13 protein-coding genes and 1 pseudogene are annotated in these 14010 nt (G+C 31.5%); 9 read left to right on the forward strand and 5 right to left on the reverse strand.

Features of this window, described 5'->3' with window-relative positions; genetic code table 11:
* Together C0512_RS06410 and C0512_RS06415 are read left to right on the forward strand one after the other, a co-directional pair.
* Positions 1-276, forward strand: a pseudogene (locus C0512_RS06410) (sulfatase); the annotation flags it as partial.
* Positions 277-285: 9 nt separating this feature from the next.
* A complete protein-coding gene (locus C0512_RS06415) occupies positions 286-1353 on the forward strand; it encodes a glycosyltransferase family 9 protein (RefSeq protein ID WP_290859849.1) in 1068 nt (355 codons plus the stop codon).
* Here C0512_RS06415 and C0512_RS06420 read toward each other — a convergent pair.
* Genes C0512_RS06420 through C0512_RS06430 form a run of 3 tightly spaced genes read right to left on the reverse strand, consistent with a single transcriptional unit; the run spans position 1334 to position 3635 of the window.
* A complete protein-coding gene (locus C0512_RS06420; RefSeq protein WP_290859850.1) occupies positions 1334-2152 on the reverse strand; it encodes a glycosyltransferase family 2 protein in 819 nt (272 codons plus the stop codon). The two genes, C0512_RS06415 and C0512_RS06420, sit on opposite strands and share 20 nt — an antisense overlap.
* A 43-nt stretch (positions 2153-2195) precedes the next feature.
* Positions 2196-2957, reverse strand: coding sequence for a Kdo domain containing protein (locus C0512_RS06425; RefSeq protein WP_290859852.1), 762 nt, complete (start codon positions 2955-2957; stop codon positions 2196-2198).
* Between the two features lie 36 nt (positions 2958-2993).
* Positions 2994-3635, reverse strand: a complete 642-nt coding sequence (locus tag C0512_RS06430; protein ID WP_290859853.1) for a class I SAM-dependent methyltransferase — start codon at positions 3633-3635, stop codon at positions 2994-2996.
* A gap of 149 nt (positions 3636-3784) precedes the next feature.
* Here C0512_RS06430 and C0512_RS06435 point away from each other — a divergent pair, with 149 nt between their 5' ends.
* From C0512_RS06435 to C0512_RS06460, 6 genes are all read left to right on the forward strand, one after another.
* Positions 3785-4711, forward strand: coding sequence for a glycosyltransferase family 2 protein (locus C0512_RS06435; RefSeq protein WP_290859854.1), 927 nt, complete (start codon positions 3785-3787; stop codon positions 4709-4711).
* Positions 4708-5817: a glycosyltransferase family 4 protein gene (locus C0512_RS06440; protein WP_290859855.1), complete on the forward strand. Its 1110-nt coding sequence runs from the start codon at positions 4708-4710 to the stop codon at positions 5815-5817. The genes C0512_RS06435 and C0512_RS06440 overlap by 4 nt, the downstream gene beginning before the upstream one ends.
* The gene (locus C0512_RS06445; RefSeq protein WP_290859856.1) at positions 5807-6373 is read left to right on the forward strand and encodes an L-threonylcarbamoyladenylate synthase; all 567 of its coding nucleotides are present in this window, start codon (positions 5807-5809) and stop codon (positions 6371-6373) included. Before C0512_RS06440 ends, C0512_RS06445 begins: the two co-directional genes overlap by 11 nt.
* Positions 6374-6430: 57 nt before the next feature.
* On the forward strand, positions 6431-7852 hold the full coding sequence (locus C0512_RS06450; protein ID WP_290859857.1) for an HD domain-containing protein: 1422 nt from the start codon (positions 6431-6433) through the stop codon (positions 7850-7852).
* 72 nt (positions 7853-7924) lie between these two features.
* On the forward strand, positions 7925-8944 hold the full coding sequence (locus C0512_RS06455) for a COX15/CtaA family protein (protein WP_290859859.1): 1020 nt from the start codon (positions 7925-7927) through the stop codon (positions 8942-8944).
* A gap of 46 nt (positions 8945-8990) precedes the next feature.
* Complete coding sequence (locus C0512_RS06460; RefSeq protein ID WP_367160620.1) at positions 8991-9563, forward strand: CDP-alcohol phosphatidyltransferase family protein; 573 nt, start codon at positions 8991-8993, stop codon at positions 9561-9563.
* 247 nt (positions 9564-9810) lie between these two features.
* On the opposite strand, the gene C0512_RS06465 is transcribed toward C0512_RS06460, so the two are convergent.
* Positions 9811-11517 carry a DUF6029 family protein gene (locus tag C0512_RS06465; RefSeq protein WP_290859860.1) on the reverse strand — a complete coding sequence of 569 codons (1707 nt, stop codon included), beginning with the start codon at positions 11515-11517 and terminating at the stop codon, positions 9811-9813.
* Positions 11517-12002, reverse strand: coding sequence for a TlpA disulfide reductase family protein (locus C0512_RS06470; RefSeq protein WP_290859861.1), 486 nt, complete (start codon positions 12000-12002; stop codon positions 11517-11519). Before C0512_RS06470 ends, C0512_RS06465 begins: the two co-directional genes overlap by 1 nt.
* 229 nt (positions 12003-12231) lie before the next feature.
* On the opposite strand from C0512_RS06470, the gene C0512_RS06475 reads away from it, so the two are divergent.
* Complete coding sequence (locus tag C0512_RS06475; RefSeq protein WP_290859863.1) at positions 12232-13944, forward strand: Omp28-related outer membrane protein; 1713 nt, start codon at positions 12232-12234, stop codon at positions 13942-13944.
* Positions 13945-14010: the final 66 nt, after the last annotated feature.

Raw genomic sequence — 14010 nt, forward strand, 5'->3', positions numbered from 1 at the left:
ACAAAAATGGTGACTTATGGCAAATCTTTTAAGTCTGAAAAGAATTTTGTTGTTTATTTTTTAGATAATATTTACCATTATATAAACGATGATTATTACATGGCTTTCGATGGAAAAAAAGCTATTGGATTATATAATTTTAAAACCGATGAATTACTGAAAAACAATCTTTTAAAGAGCAATTCTGTTATTGCAGATCAAATGGAACAATTCATCAAAGCTTATGTTCAATCGTTTAACGAAAGGGTAATAAATAATAAATTACATGTTCACTAGCATTTTCGAATGAAAAAAATATTAGTTATACAACAAAAAATGATTGGCGATGTTTTACTAAGTTCAATCTTATGTAATTCACTTCGAAAGGCATATCCTACTGCCCAAATTGACTATTTAGTACATGAAAACACCGTTCCGGTTTTAGAAAACAATCCGAATATTGACAACATCATTCGTTTTACTGAAAAACATAAGTCCAGCAGACGTGCTTTTTTAAAACTTGGTAAAAAAATAAGAGCCGAAAAATATGATATTCTGATTGACGCCTATTCCAAGTTGGAAAGTTGGCTCCTTTCCGCGATGAGTGGTGCAAAACAAAAAATATCGTATAAAAAAATTGGTCGTAATTTCATATATGATATTAATGTTCCCTACGAAGATGCTCCAAAAACAAGTTTAGGACTAGCAATTGAAAGAAGGCTTTCCTTATTAAAACCTTTATCAATTGAAAAATATATTGACCCCATTCCAAAGTTATTTTTAACAAATGCTGAAATGCAAACAGCTAAAAATTTATTTAAAAAATTTGGAATAAATGAAAGTAAAAAAACGGTCATGATTAGTCTTTTGGGAAGTGAGGAAAAAAAGACTTATCCATTACCTTTTATGGCAAAAATGATTGATTTCATTGGTCAAAATTATGATGTAACTATTTTATTCAATTATTTTCCTAAGCAAATTAAGGATGCCAAAACCATATTGAATTTATGCTCAGAAAAAACTAAAACTAAAATTTATTTTGATTTTTTAGGTGCTGATTTGCGATCATTCATTGCAATCATGAATGAATGTGACGCCATAATAGGAAATGATGGCGGAGCAATTAATATGGCAAAAGCCTTAAACAAACCTTCTTTTATTATTTTTTCGCCTTGGATAGAAAAGAAAATGTGGGCCACTTTTGAAGATGGAATAAACCATTCATCTGTACATTTAGAAGATTACCAACCTAATCTTTTTAAAGAAAAAACAGAAAAAGAATTAAAAGATGAAGCGGAGAATTTGTATTTAGAGTTAAAACCGGAGTTGATTATTCCGAAGTTAGAGCTTTTCGCTAGTTATCATTTAAAGTAATTCCGTTTGGTGTTTTTGTAATTTTATGCTTGCGATTATAAGCTCTGATGGCTAAATTTTTATCCCATTCTTCTTGGCTGAAATAACCTCTTGCATGGTCTAAATGCAAACAAATAGCACTATATCGAATTTGTTTAGACAACATTCCGTTATTGAACATACGTTCTCCTAATTCTCTGTCTAAACCACCGTATTTCATTATTTCATTAAACCCATTGACCGCTAAAATATCGGATTTAAAACCAGAAGAATTATGTCCGTTCCATGAACGTTTCGTTGGTGTAAGCCAATTCATAAATAACGCAATCCATTTGTTGTACGTTAGCTTTGTCAATTTAAAATTTAACTTTAAACCTTGAGTACGTAACCAAGAAATATCAAAACATTGTTGAGAATAAATGTGTTCCTCTGCAATGGTTTCAGAAATAGTCATTGGTAATTTAAAATATCCTCCGGAAAGAAAATAACCTTCTTCTTTATATTGTAAATGACTAGCTATAAAATCTTTACGTGGAATACAATCGCCATCCGTAAACAATAAATAGTCTGCATTGGAAGCTAAAATAGCTTTGTTTAAAATTTTTGGTTTTTGAAATCCATCATCTTCCTGCCAAACATGAATAATTGGGTATTTAAATTTAAGTTCAAGTGCTTTTATAAGTTCAGCCGTTTTTGAAGTAGAACCATCATCGGCAATTACAATTTCAAAGTCAGTTTCTGTTTGAACGCTATATCCAAGTAGGACTTTACGCAACCATTCTTCTGCATTGTATGTCGTTATGATGACGGATAATTTCATTAATTCCTTTAAGAATGGAAATTTAGTGGTTTTTTCAGAATATCTATTTCCAAAAAAGAAATTTCTTTTTTAATCTTTTTTTTCTAAAAAAACGGTATTGAAATTCCGATGTATATTTCCACAAAGTTTCAAATATTAATTTTTCAGACTCACCGGACACTTTTGCATATTCATTACTCATCACCAAAATCATTTCCTGCTTTGGAGTCAACCGACACAAGTTTTTCATTCGAAGTTCAAAAGGCATTTTTTCATGAAAATTCATCCGATTTAAATCGACAAGAAAAAAATCATACAAACCTTGTTCATTTTTTTTGATAAGCGTATTTCCAGGAGAATGATCTTTAAATTCAATCCCTTTTTCATGAAGCTGAAAACAAAATTGGGTGAATTGTCTTAAAATTGCTTCATGTTCCGGAAAATCAGGAATTTTTACTAACTCTCGAAAAGTCAAATCACATTCCAAATTTTCACTTACATAATAACTGTCTTTTAAACCCAAAAAACTGAAATTCTCAAAATAGGCAATAGGTGCTGGAGTACCAATATTATTTTCACTCAAAAAAATAGCATATTCAAAAGAACGTTTTGCTTTAGATTTTCTGAAGTAACGATAAATTACAGCATTATAAAAATTTGGAATTTTAAATGATTTAATGGCAACACTTCTATTTTGCCACGAAAAAATCTTTATACAGTTTCGTGTTCCGTCTGAAAGTATTTTCCCTTCAGTCGTGAAGTTTTTTATGAAACCCAATAAAATTGATTCAGGAAAATCAAGCTTTGAATTTATTTTGAAATCCATTTAATCATTTTTTTATACCATTTAATCAATTCAAAACTACTTTGAGGCAACTGTAGCAAATTGAGGATAGCGAATATCTAATTGTGTAAATAAAACCGGAATGTTATAAAGGTAAGGTTTTAGCGATTTGCTTTTATTGATTCCTTCACTAACCTTAACCGTATAACCGGCTTCTTTATACATTCTGTTTATGCTTTTTTCGGTAAAAAATCGTAAATGCGTAAAATCCATCACGCCATAATCTTCATATTTCCAGTCTTTTTTTATTAAAACTCTCATAAATGTATTATGGTAGCGAACATTTGGAATAGAGCTAATGACTACACCATTTTTAGATAATTTACTTCTTAATTTTTTTAAAACCGTGTAAGGATCTACTAAATGCTCTAGAACATCATTAAAATAAATCGCATCAAAATAATCTTCAGGTAAATCGTCAATGAAATTTTCACAAGGTCCGGCAAATGCTTTATCCAAAACGAGTTTTGCTTTTTCTGCTTCTTCTTCCATGAGTTCAATTCCCCAAACTTCTGCGTTGTTTTGTTTTTTTATTACCTCAGCGAAACAGCCATTTCCACATCCAACTTCTAAAATTTTTTTAGCTTCTTTTGGCAAATAAACAAGCATCTCATCTCTGAAATTATCATAATATCCTGTTGGTTTATTTTTATAGTCCATTTTATATTTTTTTCAAATGTATTAATTATTCTTATTTTTTTTATACCAACCGGAAATTAAATATAAAGTTAGTTTAGAAAACTCAATACTATTTGCACTATTTTTGTATTCAACCTTCAAAATAGGTTTCTGATAAAAATGTTATTCATATGATTGTTAGTTCCATCATTATAATTAATTATAATACATCAAAATTAACCCTTCAAGCCATTCAGTCTATTGAAGAAAAGGTTGTAGATTTTGAAAAACATGAAGTTATTATTGTTGACAATGCCAGTAATAAAGAAGATTTTTCTGCTTTAGAAGTTGGTTTAAAAAACACATTTAAAATTTCAACTCAATTAATTCGAAGTAGAATAAATGTTGGATTTGGAGCAGGAAATATGATGGGAGTACAAAAAGCAATTGGTACTTACTATGTATTCATGAATAGTGATGTTATTCTGATTGAAGATTCGGTAAATACGATGATTGAATTTTTGAAAAAGAAACCAAATGTAGCCATCGTAGGATGTCAGGCGATTGATGAAGGGGGGGAAAAATTCAAATGCTTTGATTATGGTTTAAGTTTGCCCACGGAATTGTTTGGTCATTCTTTTTTGCATCTTTTAAATCCAAAAAAATACCCTTCCAGAATGTTAACTAATTCGGAACCTACAAATGTTGGAGCAGTACCCGGTTCCCTTTTTTGTTGTGTTGCAAAAGATTTTGATGCCGTTGGTGGTTTTGACACAAACCTATTTTTATATTATGAAGAAAAAGATTTAGCTTTTAGAATTGCTAAAAATTTAAAAAAAGATATTTATTCTTTACCTTATTCTCAATATATTCATCTAAAAGGAAAAAGTACCCGAACATCTCAGGTTATTAGAAATGAGATGAAAATAGCTCAGTTTTATGTAATTCAGAAAAACTTAAATTCATTTTCTTATTTATTATTTTATTTCTTTCAATTTATTGTTTTTCTGTTAAAGTCACCTTTCAGTAAAAAAAACAGGGCCTATTTAATTTTACTTGTAAAGGGAATTTCTGTTGTTAAATCTATTAAACATACCCAAAAAATAATTCAAATATGACTATTCTTCATGTTTCTGCTGTAAAAAATTGGGGTGGTGGTGAAAACCATATAGAAAATTTGTGTTTTGAATTAAAAAAATCTAATTCGGAAGTTAATAACATAATACTTTGTGTTCAGAATGGGTTATTTCACAAACGATTATTAAAAACGGATTTAAAATTTGAAACTGCTCCCCTAGCCTTTAATTTAGACGTTCGATTTGCTTTTAAAATAATTGCACTTTGTAAAAAATACCATGTAGATGTTATACATATTCATGACCCTTCTGCAATCGCTTTAACAATTATTGCAGATAAATTTTATAGTTTACCACCATTTATTTTTAGCAAAAAAACCTCTTTCCCAATTAAAAAGAAAAAGTTGACACTGTATAAATACAATTATCCGAAAATTAAAAAATATTTATGTGTGTCAAACGAAACCAAGCGAGTAACAGCTGACTCTATTGTTGACAAAAGCAAATTAATGACCATTTATCATGGTACAAATATCGGAACTAAAAGTAGCGAAACACCTTTTGGCTTAAGGGAAAAATTTGCAATTCCTAATTCAAAAAAAATAATAGGTGTTATTGGAAATCACATTCGAGCAAAACATTTTGAAACGCTCATAGAAATTGTAAATGAGCTTATTAATATTCAAAAAAGAACAGATTTTCAATTTGTTCAAATTGGAAACTATACAGATAGAACGCCCGATTTACTACAAAAAGTGAAAGAATATAAATTGGAGAATGATATTATTTTTTTGGGATATACGCCTAATGCCTCTAACTTTATTCCTCAATTTGATGCTCTTTTAATCACTTCACAAAGTGAAGGCATTCCACAAGTAATTTTTGAAAGTTTTTATCATCAAAAGCCAGTAATCAGTACGAGTGTTGGTGGAATTCCTGAAATAATTCAAGATGGCATTAACGGATTTTTGGCTCCTAGACATGACTTTAAAACTCTTACTGAAAAAATCATCTATTTATTTGATAATAAAGAACTTATACCAAAGCTAACTACTATTTCTTATCAAAATTTAATAGAAAATTTCACAACACAACAAATGGCACAAAAAACCTTAGAAGTATATAAAACCGTTAGCAATGGAGAGTAACAAAGAAATTGAAAAAGCCTACCAAGTCATTCAAAACGGAGGCATCATCCTCTACCCGACCGATACCGTTTGGGGAATTGGATGTGATGCAACAAATGCAGAGGCTGTTCAAAAAATCTACGAATTAAAAAAACGCAGTGAAAGCAAAAGTATGATTGTGTTGATGAATGGCGAAAAAATGATTTACAATGTATTTAAAGATATACCGGAAGTTGCTTGGCAAATTTTGGATTTATCCGAGAAACCCACCACATTAATTTTAGATAAACCACGAAATGTAGCCCCAAATATTATTGCTGAAGATGACACACTTGCCATTCGAATTGTAAAAGAACCCTTCTGTTATAAATTAATGGAGCGAATGAAAAGACCATTGGTTTCTACTTCAGCAAATATCTCCGGACAACCGACTCCAAAATCATTTAAAGAAATTAGTCCCGAAATTATTAAAGGAGTAGACTATGTTGTAAATTTGCACCGCGAAAAAATTTGCGATAAGCCTTCTACTATTATCAAATTGACGTTAGATAGTCAGGTAAAAGTAATACGTAAATAATATCCCGCTATAGTTTTTAGTATCCAAACTTTAAACATTGAATTATAAATCTTTTTAATGAATAACACCAAAGCTCTACATAACCCCATCTTCAAAATTATCTCACAAGCAGCAAAGGAACTAGGTGTAGAAAGCTATGTCATAGGTGGATTTGTTCGTGATTTTTTGTTAGAACGAAATTTCAAAAAAGACATTGATATTGTAGCTGTTGGTAGCGGAATCGAATTGGCTCTAAAAGTTTCAGAATTACTTCCTAACAATCCAAAAGTACAGGTTTTTAAAACCTATGGAACAGCCATGCTTCGCTTTCAGGAAATTGACATCGAATTTGTGGGTGCTCGAAAAGAAAGTTATCAAACCGAAAGCAGAAATCCAATCGTTGAAAATGGCACGTTGAAAGATGACCAAGACCGACGTGATTTTACCATCAATGCCTTAGCTTTTTCTTTAAATCAGGAAAATTATGGTGAATTGGTTGACCCTTTTAATGGAATCGTAGATTTAGAAAATAGAATTATTCGAACTCCTTTAGATTCGGATATTACCTATTCTGATGATCCACTGCGAATGATGCGAGCCATTCGGTTTGCCACCCAGTTGAACTTTACCATTGAAGAAAAATCATTTCACGCAATTTCTCGAAATAAAGATAGGATTTCCATTATTTCCGGTGAACGGATTGTGGATGAATTGAATAAAATATTATTGACCGAAAAACCTTCCGTGGGATTTATTTTGTTATATCAAACCGGTTTACTCGATTTAATCTTACCGGAATTGACTGCTTTAAATCAAGTAGAAGAAATGGAAGGTCATACCCATAAAAACAACTTTTATCACACCTTGGAAGTAGTAGATAATATTTGTCCGAATACCGAAGATGTTTGGCTGCGTTGGGCAGCTTTGCTACACGATATTGGAAAAGCTCCAACCAAAAAGTTTAACAAAAAACAAGGTTGGACGTTTCACGGACATGAATTTTTGGGTGGAAAAATGGTCAAGCAACTATTTGAACGCTTGCATATGCCTTTAAATCACAAACTGAAATATGTATCCAAATTGGTGATGATGAGTTCCAGACCTATTGTATTATCACAAGAAATTGTGACCGATTCTGCGGTACGACGATTACTGTTTGATGCCGGTGAAGATATTGAAGATTTAATGACCTTGTGTGAAGCTGATATTACAACTAAAAACCCCACTAAATTTAAAAAATACCATAACAATTTTAAAATCGTTCGTCAAAAAATAGTGGAAGTGGAAGAACGTGATCATGTGCGGAATTTTCAACCTCCAATATCCGGAGAAGAAATTATGAAAATTTTCAATTTAAAACCATCCAGAGAAATTGGTGTTTTAAAAGAAGCTATTAAAGAGGCTATTTTGGAAGGCGAAATTTCGAATGATTATGAAGCTGCCTTTAATTTTATGATTAAAAGAGCTATGAAATTAGGCTTACAACCTATCGAAAAATAAGCATAAGATTAACTTTTGTTCAATCGTATGATTTTTTAAAAGCAACGTATTTTTGCACTAATTATAAATGCAATGAAAACTAACAAACCTGTTATTATTTGGTTACTTTCCGGATGTGCTTTATTGTTTATAATGGTTGTCGTTGGAGGAATTACCCGATTAACTAATTCCGGATTATCAATGACCGATTGGCATTTGGTTACCGATACTTTTCCTCCTTTATCAGAAGAAAAATGGGGCAATGCCTTCGAAGAATACAAGAAATTTCCAGAATATCAAAAAATCAACATTCACAATGATTTTACTTTAGAAGATTATAAATTTATTTACTTCTGGGAATGGTTTCACCGTTTTATTGGTCGAATAATTGGTTTGGTTTTTATCATTCCGTTTGGGTATTTTTTGATTAAGAAAAAATTAGATTCTGAAACATTGAAAAAATGTATAGTCCTTTTGGGAATGGGTGCTTTTCAAGGTTTTTTGGGTTGGTTTATGGTAAAAAGTGGTTTAATTGACAACCCGGATGTGAGTCATTTCCGATTAGCTTTACACCTGACTTTTGCATTTATCACTTTTGCCTACACGCTATGGGTTGCCTTAGATTTAATTTATCCTGCCAAAAATAAAGTAATTCTGCCTCTGAGAAAATTGGCCCGAATTGCGATGGTTGTTTTAATCATCCAAATCATTTATGGTGGATTTGTGGCCGGATTAAATGCCGGATTAATTCACAACCATTGGCCACTGATGAGTGAAGGCAAATTAATTCACGAAACCGTATGGATTGAACAACCTACACTTTTTCAAAACTTAACTGAAGGTAAAAGCGGTGTTCAATTTATTCACAGAACTTTAGCATATGTTGTTGTTGGATTAATGGTTTTATTGTATTTCAGAAGTAAAAAATATTCACTTTCTACCACTCAAATCAAAGGATTAAATACGTTGGTAGTATTTGTTTTTATCCAATTTCTATTGGGTATTTTTACCTTGTTGCTTCATGTTCCTTTATGGTTAGGGTTGGTGCATCAAGTAATGGCTTTCTTTTTATTGAGTGCGATGACATTTACATTGCATCGTTTCAGTAAATAAAATTTATAATTGACTATATTGTCACAGTTTCGTTAGAATTATTTAAATGTCTAAACTTGCCGTTCAGGATAAATTTTTAGATTTATCAGATTATGGAAGATTTTTTGGAAAATTTTTTGCTTTACAATTAAAAAATACCTCCTTCACGCCTATTCATGTAACACTCCTATTCGGATTCACCGGAATAGTAGCTATTTACAGTATTTTAGAAGGTTATTATTATTGGGCCGCATTTTTTATCCTACTGAAATCAGGAATTGATGCTGCCGATGGAGAGTTAGCCCGATTAAAAAAAACACCTTCCTATTCAGGTAGATATTTGGACAGTATTTTTGATATTCTTTTGAATTTTGGTTTTTTGACTGCCATTTGTTATGTTTCAAATACGACCGTTTGGTTATCCTTTTTAGCTTTTTTGTCTATTCAATTACAAGGTACATTGTATAATTATTACTATGTAATTTTAAGAACAAAATCTATAGGTGGCGATGCAACTAGTAAAATTTTTGAATACAAATCCCCCAAAGCGTTACCTGGTGAAAAGCAGGAAGTAGTCAACTTTTTATTTAAAATTTATAGCATTGTATATGTGGATTTGATAAAATCATTCATTTTTTAGACAAAGAAGCCTACAAAGTAAAAACCTTTCCCAACTGGTTTATGACACTTCTTTCTGCTTACGGATTAGGTTTTCAATTATTAATCATTGCAATAATGTTACCCTTAGGTTGGATAGAATACATTGTACCTTTTTTGTTATTTACACGGTTTTTACTTTTGTATTAATTGGTATCCGAAAACAATATATTGCATAAAAAAATCCCTAAACTCTTTGAATTCAGGGATAATTTCTATAGTTTAAAAATTTAAAAAGCGGTACTCAAAGTAAGTGTTAAACCGGTACTTTCGGGAACAAAACGACAAACACCGCCTACACAAACCAATCCGCCACGTTGTCTTCCATAATTCAAACCTATTCGAGTTGAATTAATTCGATAAGCACCACCCAAATTAAAATAATGATTACGTTTGTCGGGATTATCATTTCCATAATTGATAATATCCCAAATATAGAAGGAATACGTATCATTGATGTCTAACTCTAATGTACCTCCAGCCCAATTTTTAAAATCAGCATCAGCCCACATATGTTCTGCCTCAAAACGAATCGATTTAGTTTCGGCAAAATTATAAATAGCTTCTCCGGTAATAATATTTGTATTTACATCCGAACTGGCATCTTCAATCCAAGGTTTGTTATAATACTGGTTTACATAATTAAATCCTGTGTGCCATTTTTCGGAAAGTTTCTTTTTAACTTCTAAGTTATAATCAGAAAAATACTTGGTCCCTACTCCAAAAAAATTAGTTTCATAATTGCTGGGCGTTAATTGATATTCTCCGGGTAAATTATACCATTGCGACATGTTGAAAGCAATCTTAGTTCCATATTTCCCGCCTAATTTAGTATCTTTTGCAAACTCATAAAAAATATCTATTTGTCCGCCTGTTTCACCCGCTTTTAAAATGGTTGGCGACTTGAAATCAACTCCAACTTGAGCTTGATAAACATAAATATTGGCCAAATTTGAATGTTGTTGTTTGGTTAAAGCCGGTGTAAAATTTAAAACTTTATCGTTAAAATTTAAACTTGTATTTTCTCCGGAAACGGTTGGAACTCTTTCGGATAAAAACAACATGTTTTCGGATCTTCTCAAAGTTGCATCTATACCTAAGCCCTGTTTGGAATAGCCTAAATTAAGAAGAATTGCATTACCGGGTTTGATAAAATCGTTATCTATTGTATTACTAACGCGATTCAAAACGGCATCTTCCGATTTGTAGTTGTATTCAACTGACGAGTAAAATGAATTAATAGAATAATTTACTCTACCCGAAAAAGCATTGGTTAAAGCTTCAAAATTTGGTTCAGGTATATCTTCTATTGATTCATATCGACCCACATAACTTAAACCAAATGAAAGATCAGATTTTTCTAATTTTAAGGCTTCACTCAACTGAAAATCAGAATCAAAACCATATATTTTACCATCAGACACATCAAATCCGGAACGTTGCTGACCAAACAAAGCGGTTAATTTTACATTAGAAGAAGGTCTAAAAATAAATCTTCCACCTCGTAAAGCCGTATTGATACCTAATGCTCTGTCTTCCCAGGCACGAAGTAACATTCCACTACCAAACTGCTCGTAGAAATAACCTGCGGTGACATCAATTTTTTCAGTTTTGTAATTTATAAAATAAGTTCCAAGTCCTATTCCGCTGAATTCCGGATTATAATTTAGTAGAGCTTCCTTTAAATAACCTTCTACTTGAACACCAGCAGTCCAATTTTTATATTGATAATTGGCAAAAAGATAACTATTGGATCGAACCGGGTCTTCGGGTTGAATGGTTCCCATTTCTTTATCGTTCATATACCATTGAGCATTCGATTCAAATCCGCCGTAAACTCTTCCGTAATCTTTCTTAGTAATACTATCTTTTTCTTGAGAAAACAAAATTGAAAAACTCAACAAAAAACTTGTTACAATAATCTTTTTAAACTGCATTATTTAAGTTCCTTAAGTTTATTATACAATTCCATTTCTGCACCTTGACTGTAACCATTGTGTACATAAACAATTTTTTGGTTTTTTACCACAATTGTATAAGGAACATTGGCTATAGCTAAAGCTCTTTTTAAATCCTGATTGGTATCCAAAAGAATAGTATAGGTCCAATTCTTGCCATTTAATAATGGCTTTACCCTTTTTTGTGTACGCGTATCATCAATGGAAACGGCAATTAATTCCATGTTTAATTCTGTTGTCCATGTTGCATAATATTCATTGATTGCGTCTAATTCATTCAAACAGGGTGCACACCAAGTGGCCCAAAATGCGAATACATATAATTTATCTTTTTCATTAAAATCATTTTTAACATTAAAAGATTTGTTGTTATCCGATGTTAAAGTAACGTTAGGCATTTGTTTTTGGGAAAATGCATTGATAACATTAAAAAATAAAAACGTAAACAAGATAATTTTTTTCATGAAGAAATTAAATTTGAATTTTAGTCTTTTATACAATTTCAGCTATTCTTAATTTGAATACTGATTTTTAATAATTAGGCAATAATAAAAAAAAATACCCTCCAAATACGTAATACTGAAAATTATTTTAAAAAAAAAGTTACTAAGAAGTTATTTTTATTTTAAAAAAAGTATATTTTTGGCAAAACTATAATTACCGCTAAACAATTAATTAACAAACCACTAAAGAATGAAAAAAACATTACTCACAGCTGTTTTGCTGACCTTTGGTTATACAAACTCTCAAACTTTTGTAAACACCAACCCTGAAAACAAAAAAGTCATTTTAGAAGAATTCACCGGAATTCATTGTGTTTATTGTCCTCAAGGGCATGCCATTGCCAACTCAATTAAAAATGCCAATCCAAACAATGTATTTTTAATTAATGTACATGTTGGAGGTTATGCGGAACCTACTTCAGGAGAACCGGATTTCAGAACTTCTTTTGGAACTGCCATTGCAGGTCAAACTGGCTTAGTTGGTTATCCAGCTGGAACAGTAAATCGTACTGCTTTTCCGGGATTAAACCAAGGAGCATTAGGAACCACTGCTATGAATAGAGGAAATTGGTCAAATGCTTCTAACCAAACTTTAGCTCAAAGTTCCTATGTTAACGTAGGTGTTCAGGGTGTTATTGATGCACAAACAAGACAATTAACTGTAACTGTTGAAGTTTACTATACAGGCAACAGCCCTATAAGTACGAACAAACTAAATATTGCACTTTTACAAAATAACACATTAGGACCACAAACAGGTGGTAACATGGGAAATAATTATAACCATCAACACCGTTTAGTTCATTTATTAACCGGTCAATGGGGAACTGATATCACTACAACTACAAACGGATCCTTTTACACACAAACATTCAATTACACTATTCCGGCAGCATACAACAACATCCCTGCAGAAATCGGTGAAATGGAATTAGTTGCATTTGTAACAGAAACGCAACAAAAAATTATCAGTGGAAATGGTGCAAAACCAACCTACACCGGATTAGCTAATAACGATGCAAAAGTAAAAAGTATTGAAACCATTGGGGAACAGTGTACTAATTCTATTGGTCCAAAAGTGACTATTCAAAATAATGGACAAACACCTTTAACCAGTTTATCTATTGATTATGCAATTAATTCAGGGGCTACTCAAAACTATGTTTGGACTGGAAACCTTGCTCCATTGACTAGTGCAATAGTTCAATTACCTGCCGTTAGCTATACTCTTTTGCCAACTAACACAGTAACTATAACAATTCCAAATGATGACAATGTTTCAAATAATAGTGGTGCAATTAATTTCAACAAAGCAGTTGAAACACAATTTACAAATATCACTGTAAAAATTTCAACTGATCAATACGGTAGCGAAACAACATGGAATTTAAAAAATTCTGCCGGAACAACTGTAGCTCAAGGTGGTCCTTATACTGATGCAGGAGCTGCCGGAGTTTTTCCAAAACCGGATGTAAATTTAACTTTAGCAAATGACTGTTATACTTTTTCAATTATTGACTCTTATGGAGATGGAATGTGTTGTTCATATGGAAATGGAAGTTACCAGGTTTTAGCAAATGGTGTATTAATCCCAGGTATGACTGGAGGTAATTTTGGAAGCGGAGAAAGCAAAAAATATGGTGTTAATACCAATTTGAGTGTTTCTGCTTTCGATGCAAATTCAATTAAATTTTACCCAAATCCAACTAATGGAATGATAACTATTTCTTTACCTGAAATGGCTAAAGTTTCAATTACTGATTTAAGTGGTAAATTAATTTCGACTTCAACACTTGAAGCTGGTGATTCTACTTTAAATTTAAGCGATTTATCTTCAGGTATATACCTCATCAATTTTATAGGTGACAATTTTGCTAAAACAGACAAAATCATTTTAAAATAATTTAATTGGGGTGTTTAATCGAGATTCTTTTAAACACCCTTTTAAAATTTTAAATAAACAATAATA

Source organism: Flavobacterium sp. (assembly GCF_013822155.1).
Lineage (GTDB): Bacteria > Bacteroidota > Bacteroidia > Flavobacteriales > Flavobacteriaceae > Flavobacterium.